20 protein-coding genes and 1 tRNA gene are annotated in these 21,211 nt (G+C 43.9%); 13 read left to right on the top strand and 8 right to left on the bottom strand.

Annotation, left to right across the window (positions count from 1 at the left end; translation table 11 throughout):
* Positions 1 to 371 precede the first annotated feature (371 nt).
* Entirely contained in the window at positions 372 to 2,852 is a 2,481-nt protein-coding gene (locus P5674_RS17265) for a CHAT domain-containing protein (protein ID WP_315670126.1), read from the top strand.
* A 1-nt stretch (position 2,853) separates the two neighbouring features.
* On the opposite strand, the gene P5674_RS17260 is transcribed toward P5674_RS17265, so the two are convergent.
* Together P5674_RS17260 and P5674_RS17255 are read right to left on the bottom strand one after the other, a co-directional pair.
* Positions 2,854 to 2,925, bottom strand: a tRNA-Gly gene (locus P5674_RS17260).
* 221 nt (positions 2,926 to 3,146) lie between these two features.
* Complete coding sequence (locus P5674_RS17255; protein ID WP_315670125.1) at positions 3,147 to 4,772, bottom strand: mechanosensitive ion channel domain-containing protein; 1,626 nt, start codon at positions 4,770 to 4,772, stop codon at positions 3,147 to 3,149.
* A 176-nt stretch (positions 4,773 to 4,948) separates the two neighbouring features.
* Here P5674_RS17255 and P5674_RS17250 point away from each other — a divergent pair, with 176 nt between their 5' ends.
* The 4 genes from P5674_RS17250 (at position 4,949) to P5674_RS17235 (ending at position 8,522) form a co-directional block, all read left to right on the top strand.
* Positions 4,949 to 5,593, top strand: a complete 645-nt coding sequence (locus P5674_RS17250; RefSeq protein WP_315670124.1) for a histidine phosphatase family protein — start codon at positions 4,949 to 4,951, stop codon at positions 5,591 to 5,593.
* A gap of 39 nt (positions 5,594 to 5,632) precedes the next feature.
* Complete coding sequence (locus tag P5674_RS17245) at positions 5,633 to 6,397, top strand: YebC/PmpR family DNA-binding transcriptional regulator (RefSeq protein WP_006618815.1); 765 nt, start codon at positions 5,633 to 5,635, stop codon at positions 6,395 to 6,397.
* 45 nt (positions 6,398 to 6,442) lie between these two features.
* Positions 6,443 to 7,444, top strand: a complete 1,002-nt coding sequence (locus tag P5674_RS17240) for an aspartyl protease family protein (RefSeq protein ID WP_006618816.1) — start codon at positions 6,443 to 6,445, stop codon at positions 7,442 to 7,444.
* A gap of 205 nt (positions 7,445 to 7,649) precedes the next feature.
* Positions 7,650 to 8,522, top strand: a complete 873-nt coding sequence (locus tag P5674_RS17235; RefSeq protein WP_006618817.1) for an S-methyl-5'-thioadenosine phosphorylase — start codon at positions 7,650 to 7,652, stop codon at positions 8,520 to 8,522.
* A gap of 69 nt (positions 8,523 to 8,591) precedes the next feature.
* Here P5674_RS17235 and P5674_RS17230 read toward each other — a convergent pair whose 3' ends face one another.
* Complete coding sequence (locus P5674_RS17230) at positions 8,592 to 9,167, bottom strand: Uma2 family endonuclease (protein ID WP_014275849.1); 576 nt, start codon at positions 9,165 to 9,167, stop codon at positions 8,592 to 8,594.
* A gap of 30 nt (positions 9,168 to 9,197) precedes the next feature.
* A complete protein-coding gene (locus tag P5674_RS17225) occupies positions 9,198 to 9,773 on the bottom strand; it encodes a Uma2 family endonuclease (RefSeq protein WP_315642841.1) in 576 nt (191 codons plus the stop codon).
* A gap of 189 nt (positions 9,774 to 9,962) precedes the next feature.
* On the opposite strand from P5674_RS17225, the gene P5674_RS17220 reads away from it, so the two are divergent.
* A complete protein-coding gene (locus tag P5674_RS17220; protein ID WP_006618819.1) occupies positions 9,963 to 11,426 on the top strand; it encodes a serine/threonine protein kinase in 1,464 nt (487 codons plus the stop codon).
* Between the two features lie 237 nt (positions 11,427 to 11,663).
* On the opposite strand, the gene msrA is transcribed toward P5674_RS17220, so the two are convergent.
* Together msrA and rsmI are read right to left on the bottom strand one after the other, a co-directional pair.
* Positions 11,664 to 12,323 (bottom strand): peptide-methionine (S)-S-oxide reductase MsrA, encoded by a 660-nt coding sequence (msrA, locus tag P5674_RS17215; RefSeq protein ID WP_014275852.1) that lies wholly within the window; start codon positions 12,321 to 12,323, stop codon positions 11,664 to 11,666.
* Positions 12,324 to 12,367: 44 nt separating this feature from the next.
* Positions 12,368 to 13,216, bottom strand: coding sequence for a 16S rRNA (cytidine(1402)-2'-O)-methyltransferase (rsmI, locus tag P5674_RS17210; protein WP_014275853.1), 849 nt, complete (start codon positions 13,214 to 13,216; stop codon positions 12,368 to 12,370).
* A gap of 167 nt (positions 13,217 to 13,383) precedes the next feature.
* Between rsmI and P5674_RS17205 the strand changes: the two genes are divergently transcribed.
* Together P5674_RS17205 and P5674_RS17200 are read left to right on the top strand one after the other, a co-directional pair.
* A complete protein-coding gene (locus P5674_RS17205; RefSeq protein WP_006618822.1) occupies positions 13,384 to 13,938 on the top strand; it encodes a DUF1269 domain-containing protein in 555 nt (184 codons plus the stop codon).
* Positions 13,939 to 14,130: 192 nt separating this feature from the next.
* Positions 14,131 to 14,976, top strand: a complete 846-nt coding sequence (locus P5674_RS17200; protein ID WP_006618823.1) for an SPFH domain-containing protein — start codon at positions 14,131 to 14,133, stop codon at positions 14,974 to 14,976.
* Between the two features lie 19 nt (positions 14,977 to 14,995).
* Here the strand turns inward: P5674_RS17200 and P5674_RS17195 are convergent, their stop codons facing one another.
* Positions 14,996 to 15,418: a hypothetical protein gene (locus P5674_RS17195; protein ID WP_006618824.1), complete on the bottom strand. Its 423-nt coding sequence runs from the start codon at positions 15,416 to 15,418 to the stop codon at positions 14,996 to 14,998.
* Between the two features lie 129 nt (positions 15,419 to 15,547).
* Between P5674_RS17195 and P5674_RS17190 the strand changes: the two genes are divergently transcribed.
* From P5674_RS17190 to P5674_RS17175, 4 genes are all read left to right on the top strand, one after another.
* On the top strand, positions 15,548 to 17,374 hold the full coding sequence (locus P5674_RS17190) for a S8 family peptidase (protein WP_006618825.1): 1,827 nt from the start codon (positions 15,548 to 15,550) through the stop codon (positions 17,372 to 17,374).
* 98 nt (positions 17,375 to 17,472) lie between these two features.
* A complete protein-coding gene (locus P5674_RS17185; protein WP_006618826.1) occupies positions 17,473 to 17,694 on the top strand; it encodes a hypothetical protein in 222 nt (73 codons plus the stop codon).
* A gap of 27 nt (positions 17,695 to 17,721) precedes the next feature.
* On the top strand, positions 17,722 to 18,804 hold the full coding sequence (locus tag P5674_RS17180) for an ABC transporter substrate-binding protein (protein WP_006618827.1): 1,083 nt from the start codon (positions 17,722 to 17,724) through the stop codon (positions 18,802 to 18,804).
* A gap of 10 nt (positions 18,805 to 18,814) precedes the next feature.
* Positions 18,815 to 19,912, top strand: coding sequence for an ABC transporter ATP-binding protein (locus tag P5674_RS17175; RefSeq protein WP_006618828.1), 1,098 nt, complete (start codon positions 18,815 to 18,817; stop codon positions 19,910 to 19,912).
* Here the strand turns inward: P5674_RS17175 and P5674_RS17170 are convergent.
* Complete coding sequence (locus P5674_RS17170; protein ID WP_081471278.1) at positions 19,909 to 20,577, bottom strand: rhomboid family intramembrane serine protease; 669 nt, start codon at positions 20,575 to 20,577, stop codon at positions 19,909 to 19,911. The genes P5674_RS17175 and P5674_RS17170 overlap by 4 nt on opposite strands.
* 271 nt (positions 20,578 to 20,848) lie before the next feature.
* Between P5674_RS17170 and P5674_RS17165 the strand changes: the two genes are divergently transcribed.
* Positions 20,849 to 21,070: a hypothetical protein gene (locus P5674_RS17165; protein ID WP_014275856.1), complete on the top strand. Its 222-nt coding sequence runs from the start codon at positions 20,849 to 20,851 to the stop codon at positions 21,068 to 21,070.
* Positions 21,071 to 21,211: the final 141 nt, after the last annotated feature.

The raw sequence follows: 21,211 nt of genomic DNA, 5'->3' as shown, positions 1-21,211 counted from the left end.
CGCGGAGCGGATAACTAGGGACAAGGGTACGTGGGGCTGGTTGGTTGGCTGATAGTGTCCCACGCGATCGCCTATATGACTATATGAGTTGTGAGGCCATCGGGTGTCGGGATAATGGATAATGGATAATGGATCAACGATCGCTCACTGCGACTATATATATAAGGAAGATGTTGGGATGTTGGTTGGAGGGGTCATCGGTTGGCAATTCCAGAAACTTGGGAGCAAATCGTGAGTTTTTGAAGTCATTATGAATGGGCAATGACTGACTAACCCCGGTCGCCCCCTTATCAACATAGAGATAGAGGGAAGATATATTGTCAGTGAAATTAAAAGCGCTGAGACCTGACCCAACTTTGAGACGGAGACCAATGACCCAGGAGTTTCTGATTTCTGTTACCCCATTGGGGGATGATGAATATTGGGTACGGACGGAAAAAACACCGAAAGTGCCATCCGGTGTCCCCTTGGCGGAGGAAAAGGTGAAGTGGCCAGTGGAAGAATGGCTAGAATATACCCGTTATTTAATGAAAGATCCTCTATTGGAAGTGCTGGAGGGTTCATCTTATGCTAGGCGCGGAGATACTAGCGGTGGGACAGTTTTGGCAAATGGATCGCCGTCTTTGAGTTTAGTAGAACTGGGTCAAGAACTTTATGACAATCTATTCTTTGATACGCTGCGGGACAGTTGGACGAGCGCCCAAGCGATCGCCCATAATCGAAAGACAGCTTTACAGTTGCGCTTAGGTTTGAAAGGACAACGCCTCAACAGCCTACCCTGGGAAGTCCTCCATGAAGGGGGAAGACCACTTGCGACAGGATGTGATGTAGTTTTTTCTCGCTACCGACCAGAAAGCCGACTACGGCTACCGAGACATTCTGGGAAACCTAACCAAACTTTAAGAATTTTAATGGCGATCGCCGCCCCCAATGACCTAAATGGTTTACAACTCAAACAAGAGGCTCTACATCTCCAACAGGAACTCAAGCGAGAATTGAGTGATAATGGAGGATACCATGGTGCCATTGAGATTACGATATTAGAACAGCCTGATCGTGAGAAAATCACCCAAGCCTTAGAACAGGGTCAATATCAGATATTTCATTATGCTGGACACAGTGGCTATACTTCGATGGGTGGGGCTTTATATTTAGTCAACAGTCGTACAGGATTAAGTGAAACCATCAGTGGGGATGATTTAGCGGGACTGCTGGTCAATAATGGGGTACTTCTAGCGGTATTAAACTCCTGTAGAGGTGCTTATAGTAATCCCCTAGCCGATGCTAATGATACAGCAAAACTTAACCTAGCAGAAGCGTTAGTGCAGCGAGGAGTTCCGGGGGTGTTAGCCATGGCTGAACGCATTCCTGATGAGGTGGCTTTGATGCTAACGAGCCTATTTTACCGCCAACTAAATCAAGGATTACCAATAGATTTAAGTTTAAGTCGGGCTAGACAGGGGCTAATTTCTGCCTATGGTTCCCATCAAATCTATTGGGCGTTACCTGTCTTGTACTTACACAATGAGTTTGATGGCATTTTAATACCAGGTAGCAGGACAGTTAGCAGGACAGCTTTAGGTAACTACTGGGAGGATATAGAAGCGAGTAGTCCAGATATGTGTGGGGCTAACTATACAGACCCTGGGGAATCAGCAGACATTGAGGACTGGTCAGATGATGAGAGATTTGATGAGACTTTAGAGTTAGAAGGAAATGGGGAGGATGTGGGATTTATTGGGGATACTCTCCAACAACTACATACACCTAGAATAGTTGGTGTTAATCATAAAAATAGTCGTTCTGGTTCGCAGACACTGCCCCCAAGCTATGATAGATACGTTGAGGATGAAAAAAGGTGGAAGAAGGAGTCTGATAGTCCTAGAGGTTCCCAACGCCAGAGCAGTGGTGTGTTAGGAGTGATGCTGGTGGTGATTGTATTAGTGATCACTTGCGGGCTGTCGATTTTCGGCGATCGCATTACTGCCATGTTACCCTATCGCGCTTTGATGTCGAGTAATCAACCAATCAGGAATAATATTAATTCTTCAGAAGAAACGTTAGCCACAGGTTTGGAAGATGCTATGACTGACCAAGTTTCAGGAATTGCGATCGAACAGTTTGATCGGGCTAATCTGGAAGCAGGGGTGCAGGCTACGGCAGAATTATTAAATCGTGGGGCGGTAGCTGAAGCCCGTGCGGCTTTGTTTGTGGTTCCGTCTCAGTATGAAGACGAACCTGCTATCAATTTTTTACGGGGACGTTTAGCTTGGCAATCTATTGAGAGGGGTAGTGCTAATTATAGTCTGGATGATGTGCGCCGATTTTGGGTGAGGGCAGTTGATGGGGAGCCCAATTCACTGGAATATAACACAGCATTAGGATTTGCTTACTATAGGTCGGGTGATTTACAGCGGGCTTATCAAACCTGGTATCGTAGTTTGGAGTTAGCAGAGCCTATTTTAAGCTGGGAGGGAGGTTCTTTTAACGATCAATTAGCATCAGTGAATACAGAAACATGGACTTTGACTGGGGGGGATGTTGCTACTACAGAGACAGAGGACGGCGAAGACAGGGATAGCTTAGATAATGTAGATGCTTCGACGCTGGAGAATATGGATGTGTTAAATGCCTATGCAGGTTTGGGATTGGTATTAATGAAATCGGCTGAGTCCCTAAATGCTGATGAACAGGTGACACAGTTGAGTAAGGCGGTTAAATTCAGAGATAAGGCGCTTTCAGAAGCACCAGAAGCGTTTAAATCTCATGCCCTAGGGTCAAAATGGCTTTGGTCAACAGATATGATGCGAGACTGGGAACTACTCCTACGCATACAGTCTGGTGGTGTTTGAAAGCGGGTAACGCGATTCGAACGCGCGACATTCACCTTGGCAAGGTGACGCTCTACCACTGAGCTATACCCGCATTTGACTTGACTTTGATTATAGTCTCATAAAAATTTGAGTTTGTCAAGATTGTTTGGGAAAAAATTTGAGGAATCTTTAAGGGACTAGAAGGGACTAGGGATGAGACCGGGTGGCAGAGTTTGGTGGTCTGGTGTGTGGGAATCGGATCATATATGGTGAAAGGGGACGCATATGAACTTCAGGTGGCGGGTGGTCTGAAATGAAGGGGATTTGATATGATTATTGGTTTTTGGTCCCTAGGATTTTTTGGATAAATGCTTCCAACTCTGGTGATAACTGGAGGGGAAGGTGGCCTCGAATATGTAGATCCCGCTGAGGAAAGGGAATTTCAATATGGCGTTGTCGGAAGATGGCGTCGATTTGATAGTATAAATCGCTTTTGATGATAACTTGGCGGTTGGGATAGCGAGTCCAAACGCGGAGTTCAAAATCTAGGGAACTGTCGCCAAAACGTTTAAATAAAACTTGGGGGGAAGGAATGGTTAATACATCAGAATTTGCTTGAGCGACATCGAGGAGGCTTTGGCGGACTAATTCTACATCGGAACCGTAAGCGACCTTAATGGGAAGTCGTAAACCGGAGAGGGAATTATCATGATCCCAGTTAATTAATTCGGATTCTAAAAATCGGGAGTTAGGAACAATAATAGAGACGCGATCTAAGGTTTTAATGACGGTACTGCGAGCGCCGACTCTTTCAACGGTTCCTTGATATTCTCCAACTTCAATAAAGTCTCCAATTTGAATTGGTCGCTCGAATAATAAGACTAAACCACTACCGAAGTTTTTGGCGATATCCTGAAACCCAAAACCAATCCCGACACCGAATGCACTAGCTAGGATGGTGAGAGAACTAAGGTTTAAACCCCAAACTTGGAGGAGAACAATAGTACCAATAGAGATTAAGGAATATCGGACTACTACGGCGATGACTTCCTGAGCGCCTCGACCAATTCCGGTGGCTTGTAAAATACGCGATCGCAGAACATCAGCTAATACTTTTGCCCCCAAAACCAAAGCCCATAATAGCAGTAATAAAAAGAATAAATCTGGGAGGGAGTAAGATTTATTGTCGAGGTTAATAATATCGGAAGTCAGGGTAGCCAGGAGAGTTCCCCGAATTTGATAACTCCATTGTCTAGTTATGGGGAATTGATTGGCTATATAGATAATAATAGCCAGCCATAAGCCTAATCTGACACTACCCAAAGTCAAATTTATAAATAGTTCCAGACTATGATGATACTTTTTTTGGTCTTCTGGGGATAACTGAGATTGGGGTAAAAAAGATTCTAAAATGGGGCGCAAATAACCTCTCCAAATTTTTCCTAAAACCCAATGTAAAAATATAGCCAATAACAAAATAGTTAAAGAACGTAATAAGGCGCTTCTAAGAAACTCGCGGGTGCGCTCTCTTTGACCACGATTAATAGCTAACTGGATTTGACGTTGCCAGATTTGTGCTTGTTCCTGGACATCGTTACCTGCGTCGGTATCTCGTTCGGTAACAGTCAATAAATATCCATCATTTAACCAGAGAGTTGGTAAAATATCATTAGTTCTAAGTGTGACTTCTATGGGAATAGGTGAACGAGCGGCTTCTAATATTTTGGATTGAATGAGATTCGCCCTAAATTCAGCGGGATATCCTTCAGCATTACTAAGTTGAAATATGAGTCGTCCATCAAGTATGACGGGGGCGGTTTTAGACTCTAAGTTAATCCCAAACCTATCTTGGCTATGGGCTGTATGTGCTGGGAAAATGGCGAGTAATACCGCGATTATTAAACCGATAAAAAAACCCAATATATAAGTACGTTTACGGCTGCAAGAGTTATTTAGCACGGCTTTTAGAGAATAATTATGAGACTGGGTAAGAACAGGGAACCCCTGTAGTAAATATTAGCGCTAATTTTCCAATCTGGTTGATGGTGTACGATCGCCACTAGGTTGGCTAAGGTTGCCAGGTGGCGGAAAATCGGTATGATAGGGGAAGTTTTTTTGACATTACTACCCTAGTCATGACTCAAACCGTTTGGATCGCTAGACACGGAAACCGGATTGATTTTGTCAATCCTGAATGGTTTAATACCGCAGAACGTCGTTATGATCCCTATCTGTCCCCGGATGGCTTGGTTCAGGCTAAACAATTGGCTAGGCGACTGGTGGGGGAAGGAATCACCCAAATTTTCTCATCGCCATTTCTGCGGACGGTTCAAACTGCGGAGGCGATCGCCAAAATCCTAGACCTACCCATCAAATTAGATTGGGGACTGGGAGAATGGCTAAATCCTGAATGGATGAAGGAAAGCCCGGAAATTCTCCCCCTGGAAACTCTGATGGCTCAATTTCCGCTGATTGATAGCACTTACCCCATGGGAACATCAAACTATCCAGAAACTTGGGAGGAATGTTTGATGCGTACTAAAGAGGTGGTACAGGGTCTGGTGGCGGCTTATCCAGATGATAATTTATTATTAATAGGACATGGTGCATCAGTGATAGGGACAGCAATGGGGCTGATTCCTACCCTAAGAGAAACGGATATTCATGCGAGTTTATGCTGTTTGGTTAAATTAGTGCATCAACAAGGGGAATGGATGATGGAACTTAATGGGGATACTTCCCATCTGAGTGAAACTGAAGAGGATATCCGTTTTAATTAATACTGAGTTTGTGAGATTTGGAAAAATTGTTGATTAGCTATGGCTGGACACAGTAAATGGGCGAATATTAAACGCCAGAAAGCTAGGGTTGATGCGGTTAAAGGTAAGGTTTTTACGAAAATTTCTCGGGAAATTATTGTGGCGGCGCGACAAGGTGCTGATCCAGGGGGGAATTTTCAGCTAAGAACAGCTATTGAGAAGGCGAAGGCGGCGGGTATTCCTAATGAAAATATCGAAAGGGCGATCGCTAAGGGCTCGGGTACTTTTTCGGATGGGTCGCAGTTGGAGTCTATCCGATATGAGGGTTATGGTATCGGTGGGGTGGCGGTTTTGATTGAGGGATTAACGGATAACCGTAACCGGACGGCGGCGGATCTGCGATCGGCTTTTACTAAGAATGGGGGAAACCTGGGGGAAACTGGTTGTGTGAGTTGGATGTTTGAACAAAAGGGGGTTGTAACTTTGGCGGGTCCCATTGATGAGGAGAAGTTGTTAGAGGCTTCTGTGGAGGGGGAGGCTGAGTCCTACGAGTTGACTCCTGTTGATGATACTGATGGGGTGGAAGTGTTTACGGTGGCGGAAAATTTGGAACATTTGAATCAGGTTTTAGATGATTTTGGGTTTCGGGTGGTGGAAGCTGAATTGCGTTGGATTCCTAGCAATATTGTGGAGGTTGATGATGTGGAAAAAGCTAGATCGCTGATGAAGTTAATGAATGCTTTGGATGATTTAGATGATGTGCAAAATGTGACGGCTAATTTTGAAATGTCGGATAGTTGCTATGAGATGCTTTATGGTGATTAATGGGCAATAATTAAGGGCCTAAAATGTGGGTTTGGGAGATGGTAAATGGGTAAATTATGGGATGGTTTGGGGGTAATATGTATAGTGGGGTTTGCTACTGCTACGGTGGCGGTGGGGGCGGTTTTGCCATCGTTAAAATATGGGTGGGATTTAAGGGCGATCGTGCAGTTGGAAGGGCTGAATTTACCTCGCCCTAAAACTACGGGAGAAAGCCGGGTTTCTCTGCATCCAATCGAGGGTAGTCAGGTGTTTGCGGTTGATGTGGAAATCGGGGAAAGTAGGGGGGGATTTTTGTTTGATACGGGGGCTTCTACTACTATGGTGGGAAGTCCCTTAGTGACAGATTTGGGATTGGTGGGAGAGGAAATTTCAGGCGATCGCGTTAAGTCAGCAGTAGCGGGTGATGATTGTCCAGCGATGGATGCAACTTTACATCGTCTTCCTACTCTGAAAATGGGGGAAGCGCAGGTGATGGATTTACAGGTTTTGGAATTTGCTAATAAGACAATTCCTGATGGCTTATCTGGGGTTTTGGGAATGGATGTTTTGGCGGAATTTGATCTGATCGTGAATCCTGACACTAGACAGCTTCAGCTTTTGTCGCCTTCTTATCTTCCCCCAGAGTTATCGGCGGCGGCGATACCTTTAAAAAGTCGTTTGGGGGTGATGTTAGCAGAGGTGGCGATCGCTGATCGGGGGTCGTTTACTTTTATGTTGGATACCGGGGCTGATACTATCTTTATTTCCGAAGATTTAGCCGATCGCTTAGAAATTGATCCAGCATCCCGCAGTCCTGTCCAGGTTTTGGGATTTTGTGGGTTGGAGGCGGCGACCCTATCAACCCTCGCCACGGTGGAATTAGGAACCCATAAACTCACCAATTTAGAGGCGGTGATTTTATCGTCTCCCTCGGTTTTGGATATGTTGGAAGTTGATGGAATTTTAGGACAAACTTTTTTTAATAATTATCAACAATATTGGCGGTTTGATAGGCGATCGACATCATCAGAATGGGGCGGTAGTTTACTATTAAATCCCCATAGATAGATTCAATGCCGCTATAGCCTTGTTTTTAATAATTGTCTGAACATCCATAGAGACCCATAGAGACCCATAGTATTATATCCCAAGTTTGTAGTAATTGCTAATATTTGGCGTAGATATGACCCCCCAAAAATTGGCAAGTTTCAGATAATTTTAAACAAGTTCCGCTACAATATCTTGAGTAATATCATCAATAGGGAATGCAATTATGACCCAGGCTAAAATTGGCATTATTGGCGGTAGTGGTCTTTATCAAATGGAAGCCCTCACCGACTTAGAAGAAGTCCTAGTTGAGACACCCTTTGGGTCCCCCTCCGATCTGATTATTTTAGGAACCTTAGAAGGAATGAGGGTAGCTTTTCTGGCCCGTCATGGACGAGATCATAAACTTCTTCCCAGTGAGTTACCTTATCGGGCGAATGTTTACGCCATGAAAAGTTTGGGAGTTGAATATATTATTTCCGCCTCCGCTGTGGGTTCTCTGAAAGCCGAAGTTAAGCCTTTAGACATGGTAATTCCTGACCAATTTCTTGACCGGACAAGAAGCAGAATTTCGACTTTTTTTGGTGATGGAATTGTCGCCCATATTGCTTTTGGTCATCCGGTTTGTAATCAGTTGGCTGCCGTTGTCGGTGATGCTATATCGGCTTTGAATTTGCCAGAAGTAACCCTACACAGAGGCGGAACTTATATTTGTATGGAAGGACCCGCTTTTTCCACCCAAGCTGAGTCTAATTTGTATCGAAGTTGGGGGGGGACTGTAATTGGTATGACTAATTTAACAGAAGCCAAACTCGCACGGGAAGCCGAAATAGCCTATACTACATTAGCCTTAGTAACTGATTATGATTGTTGGCATCCCGACCATGATCATGTTACCGTTGATTTAGTGATTGATAACCTCAAGCATAATGCAGTTAATGCCCAAAAAGTTATTCAGGAAACGGTTAAACGACTATCTAAAAATCTGCCAGAGTCGGAGGCACATTCTGCCTTAAAATATGCCATTCTTACTCCTTTAGCCAAAGTGCCACAACCTCGTAAACAACAGCTTGAGTTACTCTTGAAAAAGTATCTTTAAGTTATCCCGAATACCTTGGGGCTAAATTATTCAGAGTTTTTTAGCCCCCCATAACTTACTTATGGTTAATTAAGAACCGGGATTAAACACTTGAGATGCTGTTAACTCAAGCTGTGTGAATTGGGGTGATATGACTAAATTATCTCCCGCAAAAATACCGATTTCTGTATAGCCAGTGTCGGTGATTTCTAATACTAGGATGGTTTGAGTTTGGGGGTCAACTATCCAATATTCAGGAATGGCTAAATCTTGATATTGTATTCTTTTGGCTACATAGTCTCGGTCTCTTTGTAACTCTCCAGGACTGACTACTTCTATGACTAATAAGGGCGGTAACATCGACAGGCGGATGGTATTACGTTGGGAGAGTTGCTCAATATGTTCTGGTCGAATAATGGTTAAATCTGGATAACGATTTCTGGGTTCGCCTCTGACTTCTAATTCTAATCCTTGACCTCGGACTCTATCTGTTCCTATCATCAAAGCAAAAACCAAAAACAGACGATTGGCAATTTGGATATTTAAACCTGATTCTGGTGGCATTTCTATGAGTTCTCCATTGAATAATTCATAGAGTTTTTCGGAAGCATCATGATAAGATAAATATTCATCAAAACTTTGAAATCTGGGTTTGGCTTGTAGCATGAGATGAATTCCTTTAACTAATATGGTTAATTAAGAAGCGGGATTAAATACTTGAGATGCTGTTAACTCAAGCTGTCTGAATTGGGGTGATATGACTAAATTATCTCCCGCAAAAATACCGATTTCTGTATAGCCAGTGTCGGTGATTTCTAATACTAGGATGGTTTGAGTTTGGGGGTCAACTATCCAATATTCAGGAATGGCTAAATCTTGATATTGTATTCTTTTGGCTACATAGTCTCGGTCTCTTTGTAACTCTCCAGGACTGACTACTTCTATGACTAATAAGGGCGGTAACATCGACAGGCGGATGGTATTACGTTGGGAGAGTTGCTCAATATGTTCTGGTCGAATAATGGTTAAATCTGGATAACGATTTCTGGGTTCGCCTCTGACTTCTAATTCTAATCCTTGACCTCGGACTCTATCTGTTCCTATCATCAAAGCAAAAACCAAAAACAGACGATTGGCAATTTGGATATTTAAACCTGATTCTGGTGGCATTTCTATGAGTTCTCCATTGAATAATTCATAGAGTTTTTCGGAAGCATCATGATAAGATAAATATTCGTCAAAACTTTGAAATCTGGGTTTGGCTTGTAGCATGAGATGAACTCCTTTATATTTGTAGTGTTAAGCATGAATGCTTCAGGAGGATTTGAGGATAATTTCGCCCTAGGATAATTATAACAGGTTAAATGGTGTGGTTCACTTGATGAGACTAGATTGGGGAAGCACAAATATCTACATTTATGGCACAATAGTTATAGCACCCTGTTTGAAGATTCTGCATCAATGTTATCAACTGAGACTATTCTAGCCGATCGCTTTCAACTCCGGGAATCCCTAAACAGTAACCCGGTCCGCCAAACCTGGTTAGGACGAGATCTAAAACGGCGCGATCGCGTGGTAATTAAACTATTAGCCATGGGAAATGGTATGCAATGGGATGATGTGAAACTCCTAGAAAGGGAAGCACAAGTCCTCCAACGACTTGACCATCCTCGTCTCGTGCGTTACCGGGATTATTTCTCGGTTGATGACCAGAATTTATGGTTTGGTTTAGTCACAGAATATTTACCTGGTGTTTCCCTGAAGCAAAAACTAGAATCTGGATACACTTTTAGTCGTCCAGAAGTTATGTGGATCGCGACAGAAGTTTTAGAAATTCTCAGCTATTTACATCAATTTGCGCCGCCAATTTTGCACAGAGACATTAAACCGAGTAACTTAATTTGGGGGGAAGATAACCGCATATATTTAATTGATTTTGGTTCGGTACAGATTCAATTTCCGACTCCTGGGGCGACTTTTACGGTGGTGGGAACTTTAGGTTATACACCCATTGAACAATTTGGCGGTCAGTCAACCACGGCTTCTGACTTTTATGCGTTAGGGATGACCTTAGTACATTTATTAACAGGTTGTCCTCCGGCTGATTTTCCCCAAGAAAGTTTTCGGGTGAAATTTCGCGATCGCATTCCCCCAAAAACAGATATCCGTTTAATCACCTGGTTAGAACGTTTGACAGAACCCCTACCAGAAAACCGTTTTTATAGTGCAGATGAGGCATTATTAGAATTACAAAAACTCAATTTTCGCGCAGTAATTGCACCCGCAACAGAGTCGAATATTAACTTATCCCAAACTGATGATAAATTGACAATTCAAATTCCCTGTCGGTTTTCCCTGCAATTTATTCGCCCTATGCGCCACACGGCTAAATGGTTAGTAGCCACGACTAAGGAAAAGTTAAGTAATCTGAATATTCTAGTTAAGTCGGGGGTATTTGTCTCGATAATTATTACCTTAATCATCCTGCAAAAGCTACCCATATCCACCGGAAAAATCGCCCTATTTTTATTAGAGGTTATCGCGGCAATTCCCCTAATTGGGTTAATTTTAGCTATTCCGGGAAGTCTGATATTTTTAATGGCTATCCTGACATCAGGGGAAAAATATTTCGAGAGAATTAGCCTCAACTTCGATAATGAAAACTACGAGATATGCTGGCATTCTTCGGCTTTCACCCGCCGCCAGCAGGGGAAACTCTCCTATATTCAAGAAATTAATCCTTTATGTCTACAGGACAGCCAAGGCAATTTTCACCACAGCTTAGAGATAGTCACTCAAGAACCTTTATTATTTTTATTTTCCCGCCGTCGCACCTACCGCCTCGGAGACCAGTTAGAGGAAGCAGAAGTTAAGCATATTCAACAGGAAATCAGACATTGGATAGGTAGTAAAAATCAGGGATAATTGAGGATGGTAAATAAATATAGCGTTTCTCATATCCATAAGGTACAGCCCACTCAAAGAGAAGCCGCTGCGCGTCTACACCCCAAACCCCTCTCCCAATAGGGGAGAGGTTTGTCCTGAGCTTGTCGAAGGGGGCTTTGAAAAGTACCTCACCAATTCACCGAACCGCTATAGTGCGTCAGAAGTGCGTCAGATGGATATTTACCGAGTCTGACGCACCGTAGGAAACTCAGGAGATTAAACGGAAGTTTCGGTCATGGCGGGACATCCCACACCAGTACCACCTAAACCACAATAACCATTGGGATTTTTGCCTAGATATTGCTGATGATAGGCTTCAGCATAATAGAATTCTTTGGCGGGAGCGATTTCTGTGGTAATTTCACCGTAACTGGCGGCGGAGAGTGCTTGTTGATAGCGATCGCGAGAAGCCAAAGCCTGGCGTTGGTGTTCGTCTGAATAGGTATAAATAGCGGATCGATATTGAGTTCCGGTATCATTACCCTGGCGCATTCCCTGGGTGGGGTTATGGCTTTCCCAGAATAGTTTGAGTAAATCAGCATAACTGATCACCTGGGGGTCAAATACCACCAATACCACTTCTGTATGACCAGTCATACCGCTGCAAACCTCTTCATAGGTGGGATTTTTGGTATATCCTCCCGCATAGCCTACAGCGGTGCTAAACACGCCCTGCTGTTGCCAGAATTTCCGTTCAGCGCCCCAAAAGCAGCCCAAACCAAAAACGGCTTGTTCCATACCTTCAGGAAAAGGGGGTTTAAGGGGGTTCCCATTGATATAGTGGCGATCAGGAACTGACATGACTCGATCGCGTCCAGGAAGGGCTTCTTCTGGCTGAGGGAGAGATTTTTTCTTGCCGAATCCGAATAGTACCATGATATTTTGTGGATTTTGTCTTAACGTTACTTTACATTTTAGGGTCATTCGTCAGCAAGGGTAAGGGCGAGTTGATAAATTTGGCGACGGGACAGTGATAAATTTTCGGCTAACTGGCGACTGGCTTGCGATCGCGACAGTCCCTGCTGTAGTAATTGTTGTAATTGGGCTAGGATATCTTCCTCTGACAGGGTGGGGGTTGTGGGTGTAACTGGTGCGATCGCAATAGTTAATTCTCCTCGGACTTCCCTGTTTTGGTAATATTCGAGCGCACCCCCCAGGCTACCGCGCCAAAATTCCTCATGGAGTTTGGTTAATTCCCGCGCTATGACGACACCATGATCGCCGCCTAAAACATCGATTAAATCGCTCAAAGTTTGTCGGAGTCGGTGGGGAGACTCATATAAAATCATGGTCCGACACTGGGAGCCCAAGGCTTGTAGGCGTTTTTGGCGGTCTTTACCTTTGGCGGGTAAAAAGCCTTCAAACACAAAGCGATCGGTTGGTAGTCCCGACCCACTCAATGCGGTTAAACAGGCGCTAACACCAGGAATGGGAACCACAGGAATACCCGCATTGATACAGCCTTGTACTAACTCGGTACCTGGGTCAGAAATTCCCGGCATTCCCGCATCAGTTACTATAGCGATCGCACTTCCACCTAAAAGGCGATCGATTAATTCAGGAAGGCGACGGCTTTGGTTATGCTGGTGGTAGCTAATTTGGGGCGTTTCAATCTGAAAGTGATGTAGTAATTTCCCCGTGTGGCGGGTATCTTCCGCCGCAATGAGATCCACTGATTTTAAAGTCTGCAAAGCCCGAAATGTTATATCATCTAGGTTCCCTATGGGAGTACCAACAACATATAGGGTTCCCATTTGTAGGTCTGTCATCGAAGGTTATAGTTATTTGGGGAGTCGGTTAGAGATATTTGGCAGGCAGGTCAAACACGCCCAGATTACCACTTACTCTCCTTGGCTGAAACTATTGTACTGTGATTGTCTCCATTGTGCTAGAGTTAGTCATATTTTAGTTAACTCTTCTACCGGAGCAAAATTACATGACTTCAATTGAAACCCCTACGACTCTAATTGTTACCGCATATAATAACAAAAATCAAGCCAAGGAAGTTCTGAAAGTCCTTAAAGACATGGAGCGCGCTGGCATTATTTTTATTGTTAATGCGGCGGTCATGGTCAAAAATGAAAAGGGCAAGGTTTCCATTAGTGAAACCGGAGACACCGGCCCCCGTGGTGGTGCAATTATGGGGGGTATCACTGCTGGATTAATTGCTTTATTTAATCCCATTGGTGCTTTAGGTGTAATTGCCATGACCGCTGGTGGGGCAGGTGTTGGGGCTTTAGTTACCCACTTTATTGATTTGGGTTTCCCCCAAGAAGACCTCAAGGATTTATCGGAGTCTTTAACTCCCGGTAGTTCGGCTTTAATTGCTTTGGTAGAACAAACTTGGGTAGAGAAAGTATGTGAGGAATTGGCAAAATTTGAGGGCAAACTTTATCGCCGTGCTATTAAAGAAGAACTGGCGGCTCAGTTAACAGAAACAGCTAAAACTGTTGAGGTGGAACCGGAAACCGAGTCGGAGTCAAATCAGTAAATTATCGATGCCAACCAGAGACTTTAGAAGTTACCTAAAAGTTAACAGTAAATATGATAAATGTTGAGATGTTGACTCGCAACTTAATGTTTTGATATATTTACTGTTGCCAAAATTGTGCTATAATTAGTAGCAGGGTGTGACTGGATAGGTTAGACTAACTTTAAAATTATCAGATAAATGTGAGGTTCTATGGCTCAGTATATCCTCGCGCTATTGATTTCGTTAGGCATTGGGTTTGGGGTAAATTCCTCAATTAGAATTATCAGTGATGGAGATGAAGCATTAGTGGCTCGGTTAGGTAAATATAACCGAACTCTGAAGCCGGGTTTACAGTTTGTGATCCCGGTGATTGAAAAAATCGTACACTATGATACTTTGCGGGAAAGGCTGTTAGATATTCCCAAACAAGAGGCAATTACTAAAGATAATGTTCCCCTAACTATTGATGCTTTGGTGTTTTGGAAAATCCAAGATATGCGAAAATCTTTCTATGATATTCAGGGAGTAGAAGATGCGATCGGGAATTTAGTAACTACGACTCTGCGGGCGGAAGTGGGATTAAGAAATATGGAGGATATGTTTTCGTCTATCAATGAAATTAATACCGCACTGCTTCACAACATAGCGGAGAAAACGATAAATTGGGGAGTGCAAGTAGTACGGGTTGATTTACAAAGCATTGAACCTCCGGCTAAGGTGAAATTAGCGATGGAGGCTCAAAGGGCAGCGGAGAGTCAAAAAAAGGCTGATATCAGTATAGCAGAAGGTAAAGCGGCATCGATTAAAGTTTTAGCAGAGGTGCTGAACCTAGATCCAAATAGTCGAGAGTTTTTACAGTTTTTGATTGCTAAACAGTTCGTAGACGCTAATCAACAAATTAGCATGAGTGAAAATGCCAAAGTAATATTTATGGACCCGTCCCAATTAACGGAAGCCCTGACGGGACTCATAGACCAGGATATGTCGAGAGTTGAGTCCCAGGCGGCTATGAGAGCAAAACTATTCTCGAAGGGAAATAGTCAGCCGAAAGACTAGTAATCATGAAGCCGGGAAATTAGGCGTTAATTTTCTGCCAAATTTCCTGCAAATATTGGCACCACTTGGCGGCGAGGGAAAGTTGCGTAAAGGGAACACGGATCGGGTCAGGTTCATCTTGCAGGATAAATTCTAACTCGACGGATTTTCCTTTTTGGGGGAGTTGGTCGAGGCTGACAGATTTATTATCCACCAATAGCCATATTGACTGAACATCCCGGAGAGAAAAAGTTTGTAAGTTAACAGGACCCTGGCGAGTGGGTTTACCCCAGGTCAGTTGGTCGCCACTGTGACCTAAGACGGCATAGATATCATATTTGGCTTGATCAAATTTTTCAGCCCACAGCTTATAGGCTTCTAACTTCTGATATTCATTCCACCCAGACCAGGCGAGTCCAATAAACACAGCCAGCAGGGGAAGCCACAGTAATCCTCGTTCCATAATTTATCTGATTTGAGCGTTTAATACGAATTTAGAATCTTCGAGATACAATAGAATCACCAATTTGATGATTTGTCTGGTCGGTAACTGACCGTTGGACGAATTAGCCGTTAACTATGGCGAAAACACATGAAAAGATTTCTACTACTTTGCCTATTCCTGCTTGGGTTGGGCTGGGCGGTGTCTAACTTCACTGGCTTGGCTACCCAAGGCACATTTGATTCGATTGTACTAGATTTTCGGGAAGATTTGACTCAAACGGAAATAGCCGATCGCATTAGAACGATCGCCGATCAGTATCAAGTAGTTCCTCAGTTAAACAGTAAATTCTCCAAAGACGATAACATTTATGTGGTTCGTGGCGATCGCGATCTACTCAGATCCCTAAGAAGGTCTTTGCGCCAAGACACAGAAGCGATCGAACCTAACTTTATTTACCGCATTGACACTCAACCCATGAATGTCGCGGCGATTATTTTGGGTGACTCTAACAACTTTCCCAATGACCCCCTCTACGGTAAACAGTGGAATTTACGCAGTATCAATATAGAGGAAGCCTGGAAAGAAACCCAAGGAGAAGGGGTGACAGTGGCGGTCATTGATACCGGAGTCAGTCGGGTTCCCGATTTAAAAGATACCGAATTTGTCCCCGGTTATGACTTTGTGAATAACCGCCGGGAAGCCTCCGATGATAACGGACATGGAACCCATGTAGCGGGCACTATTGCCCAATCTACCAACAATGGCTATGGGGTGGCAGGTATTGCCCACCGCGCCAAAATCATGCCCTTAAAAGTCCTCTCAGCCGGTGGTGGTGGCACAATTTCCGACATTGCAGAGGCGATTAGATTCGCGGCCGACAATGGCGCTGATGTCATTAACATGAGTCTCGGTGGTGGCGGCGAAACTCAATTGATGAAAGATGCGATCGACTACGCCTATAACAAGGGTGTAGTAATTATTGCTGCCGCTGGTAACTCTGGAGAAAATGCGGCAGCTTATCCCGCCCGTTATCCCAGAGTGGTGGCAGTTTCTGCCCTCGACTCTACCGGAAATAAAACCCCCTACTCCAATTTTGGCGCAGGTGTCGATATTTCTGCCCCCGGTGGCTTGACCCAGGGCGACAATGAAGATGGAGGCATTCTCCAGGAAACCATTGACCCGGCTACAGGCGGATCAACCTTTGCCGCTTTTCAGGGAACCAGCATGGCTTCCCCCCATGTGGCTGGAGTAGCAGCTTTAATTCGCGCCACCGGGGTTGATAGCCCTGATGAAATTGTGGCGATTCTCAAAGAGTCCTCCCGTCAAGTGGCTGAAGACCCCTTTAATCATTTTGGCGCTGGTCATTTGGATGCTGCTAGTGCTGTACAAGTGGCGCTGCGGGGACAAATTTCCTTCCGTGACTTTTTCCGCTGGCTGCGGGAGAGTGGTTATCTGAGTCCGCGCTTCTGGATTGATGGCGGCGCGGTGGCTTTATTGCCCAAAATTGCTATGGTTTTGGGGTCCTATTTATTGGCTTGGTTCCTCCGCAATTATTTCCCCTTCCGCTGGGGTTGGTCTATGGCTGGCGGTTTGATCGCCGGAAGCAGTGGTCTATTTTTCTTGCGGGGTCTGTACATCTTTGATTTGCCTCAATGGCCGATGCGGGTTATGGGTAGTTCTTTACCTGAACTTGGCGGCGCAATTCAGGGTAGCAGTGTGTTGAATCCTGTATTTGCTAGTGTATTGATTCCGGCGGTTTTGGTGGTACTATTCCTGGGTCATCCAGAGTGGAAGTGGTTGGCGATCGGTACTACTATTGGCGTGGCTAGTTTTTTGGTGATCAGTGCCTTTATTTCCCCAGCGGTTTGGGGTCTGGGAAGTGGGGCGATCGCCCGTGGTTTCTTGGTGATTAATGCCCTATTATGTATGGGTTTGGCGAGTTTAGCCTTGAAGTCGGAAACGACGATCGCTTAATTATTAGCACGTTGACCTCTATTTCCCCTCTGCTATGTCGGTGGAGGGGAATTATTCCGAATCTATCAAGTATTTGACATAATGGGAGAGTTATAAATATGACTATCACTGTTGAAGGGGTTGTGGAAAAAAAAGGTTTTGGGACGGGGACTTGGGCGCTGGTTAGTGCTGAACAAACCTATGAGTTGAAGGATGCACCCCCGGAGTTGCAGCAGTCGGGAAAAAAGGCGATCGTCCAGGGGATTATTCGCGAAGATGTGATGACTCTGGCGATGATTGGTCCGGTTTTACAGGTGGAGTCTTTTCAGGCGCTATCTTAGGGTTAATTTAGGAGAGATGACTAGACAATGAAGCGACTTTTAACGTTAATATTGCTGTTTTCGCTGGGTGTGATTTTGCCTTGGGGTTGTGCTGCTACCAGTCCTGATGGTTCTCTGACTGGGACAGGTTCACAGAATGTTCTGAATATCTATAACTGGTCAAGTTATATTGCTCCACAGGCGATCGCTCAATTTGAACAGGAATATAACGTTAAAATTAACTATGATACCTACGATAGTGGGGAAAGTATGTATGCCAAACTACAAGCCGGAAATCCTGGTTATGATGTGGTATTTTCCCCCGATTATATGGTAGGAATTATGATTAATCAGGGAATGTTACAACCTCTGGATTTGGCGAGGATTCCTAATATTATCCATCTCGACCCGCAGTTTGCTAACCCTCCCTATGACCCCGGAAATCAATATAGTATTCCCTATCAGTGGGTGACTTTGGGAATAGGTTATAATATTGATAGAGTCGGGGAAAATATTAACAGTTGGTCTCAATTATTTGACCCTGATTTTGCCTCCAAGGTTTCCCTATTAGATGATATGCGACACACTATGGGGGCGGTATTAATTTATTTGGGTTATGACCCTAATACTACCAATCAAAATGAAATTTTTGCCGCTAGGGATTTCTTAATTCAAAATAGTTCTCATATCACCGCCTTTGTTCCTGATACTGGTCAAAATCTCCTTAATCAAGGTGAGGTTGATATGACTATGGAATACAGCGGCGATATCTTTCAAGTAATGCAAGAAAATCCTAAGTTGCGTTATGCAATTCCTCAAGAAGGCACAATTATTGGTATGGATAATATGGTGATTCCTACAGGCGCACCTAACCCGGATTTAGCTTTGACATTCATTAATTTTATCATGGAACCGGAAATTAGTGCCCAAATCTCCAATTTTATTAACTATGGTTCCCCTAATAAAACGGCGATCGCTGAAAAGTTGATTAAACCAGAAAATTTGGCAAATCCTGGTATTTATCCCCCTCCCGAAGTTTTTGCGAAACTCAGATATTTGGAAGATGTCGGAGAAGCTACTATCTTTTATGATCAAGCCTGGACAGAGGTTAAGTTGGGTGTAGGGTCTTAATTGAGCGACTATGAATCATGCGGTTGAACTGGTCAATGTTTCTAAGACTTTTCGGGGGAGTAAGCATCGAGATTTTTTAGCAGTCAATGGCTTAAATTTACAGATTCGAGATGGGGAGTTTTTCTCCCTCCTCGGACCTTCTGGCTGTGGGAAAACTACCACATTAAGAATGATTGCTGGGTTTGAATTACCTACCACCGGAGAAGTTTATATTCACGGTCAAGCTATGGGTCAGCGACCTCCCTTTCACCGTCCGGTTAATACTGTATTCCAACATTATGCTTTGTTTCCTCATTTGACTGTCGCCCAAAATATCGCCTTTGGACTGGAGATGGAAAATTTACCCTCTGCGGAAATTAGCGATCGCCTCTCTCAGGTGTTGGAGTTAGTCAAATTAACCGAAATGCGCGATCGCTATCCTCGTCAGCTATCCGGGGGACAGCAGCAGCGCGTCGCCCTAGCTAGGTCTCTAGTTAAACAGCCAGAGGTTTTATTATTTGACGAACCTTTAGGCGCTTTAGACATGAAATTGCGGAAACAAATGCAACTGGAACTTAAACAAATGCAGCAACGTATCGGAATTACTTTTATTTATGTTACCCACGACCAAGAAGAAGCCTTAACTATGTCCGATCGCATTGCTATTATGAACCAGGGAGAGGTTCAACAGGTCGGAACTCCTATCGAAATTTACGAATATCCCAAAACTCGATTTGTCGCCGATTTTATTGGGGATAGTAACTTCCTCACCGGACGGGTTATAGCAATTAATAATGACCAGCAAACCGTGTTAGTTGATGAATCTCTACCTATTCAAATTGTCGCCGAAAATAGTCTTTCTGTAGGACAAATTGTAACATTAGTAATTAGACCCGAAAAAATAACTCTATATCCTGTCAAGTCTGCTCATATCCCCAGTTGGTCTGGACTCTTGGAAGAAAGGGTTTATATCGGTACGGATACCCGCTACAAAGTTAAACTCTCCCCCAACTGTTATGTTATGGTGAGAGTCCAAAATTGGCATCGAGATGACCTCCAAAGATACCAGCCAGGTCAACAGGTTGAAGTGTTTGTATCTCCCGAAAGTATTGGGGTTCTCGAATCTTAGTTATTTGCACCTCCTCTTGAGGAAAATAACCCCAGTATCGGCGCAAGAATTATACCAAAAATAAACCCTCCCGCATGAGCCCAATAAGCTACCCCGCCGACTTCTTCTCCCGTAGCTGTATCTATATTAGGCGTAGAAGTCCCGGCAATAAATTGGAATGCAAACCATAAAATCAGGAAGAAATAAGCCGGCAGCCTTATAGGAATAAACGGAAAAAATGGGAAGATTACTAATAATTTAGCACGGGGAAACCGAATTAAATAGGCTCCTAAAACTCCGGCGATCGCTCCACTTGCTCCCAACAATGGTATGATAGAATCAGGGGACGCAAACCCTTGAATCAATGCGGCTGCTATTCCACATAGTATATAGAAAATCAAAAATTTAAAATGACCTAAACAATCTTCAATATTGTTGCCAAAAATACTCAGAAACAACATATTCCCCACAATATGACCAATACCACCGTGCATAAATTGCGAGGTAATTAGAGTCAACCAAGCTGGAAAGGTAAATGCTGCTGCTGGCATATCAGACGGACAACTTTGGGCGAGTTGACAGGGTATAAATGCACCAGTATAGATGATTTGTTCTACTTGTTCTGGTTCGGAAACTATCACCAGAAATTGTAGCGCAAAAACTATCAGATTGATAATAATTAACACCTTAGTTACCCAAGGGTTAATCTCAGTTGGGTTATCATCGCGAATGGGAATCAGGGGAAAGTACCTCTTTATTGATATATAGCACATCTGCGATTATACCATTTTTGACATCTGACCCGGACTCTATCCCCAGGGGTATAAGTGGTTAACCAGACTTAACCAAATAATGGACAGATAACCACTTAGCCTCCCTCAACCTTTATCGGGTAGGGGTTACAGCTAAGTTAATATCTAATGATATGGGCACAATTTCAGTTGGACAGATGCAAGTTTGGGCGAAAATGCAACCGATCGCATTTTTTTTGACAATTTGGGGAGCAAAAACTATCCTGGTGTAGTCAATAAACTTGGGATTCTACAATCTGTAGAATGGAATATACATCGGGCTGTCGGTCAAAGCGATCGGCGGCTTTTCTCCGGTTATAGGGTAAATAGGAAGCGTTTATACGAGTTAACTGACTTGGCTGGCGATCGCTTTAGTTTTTCTGTATGATGATTATGGCCATGAGTAATGGCTACTTGACAACCCGTTATTCGTTAGGGCCACAGACAACTCTACTCCCAAGTCCTAACGGATTCTTGTGGCTTTGGCTTGATTGTGCGATCGCGTTCACTTCTTGTCCCTCGTTGTTCA

It is taken from the genome of Limnospira sp. PMC 289.06 (assembly GCF_032350395.1).
Taxonomy (GTDB): domain Bacteria; phylum Cyanobacteriota; class Cyanobacteriia; order Cyanobacteriales; family Microcoleaceae; genus Limnospira; species Limnospira platensis.
The sequence above is the reverse complement of the archived record's forward strand: the minus strand, read 5'-3'. Positions and strand labels throughout refer to the sequence as shown.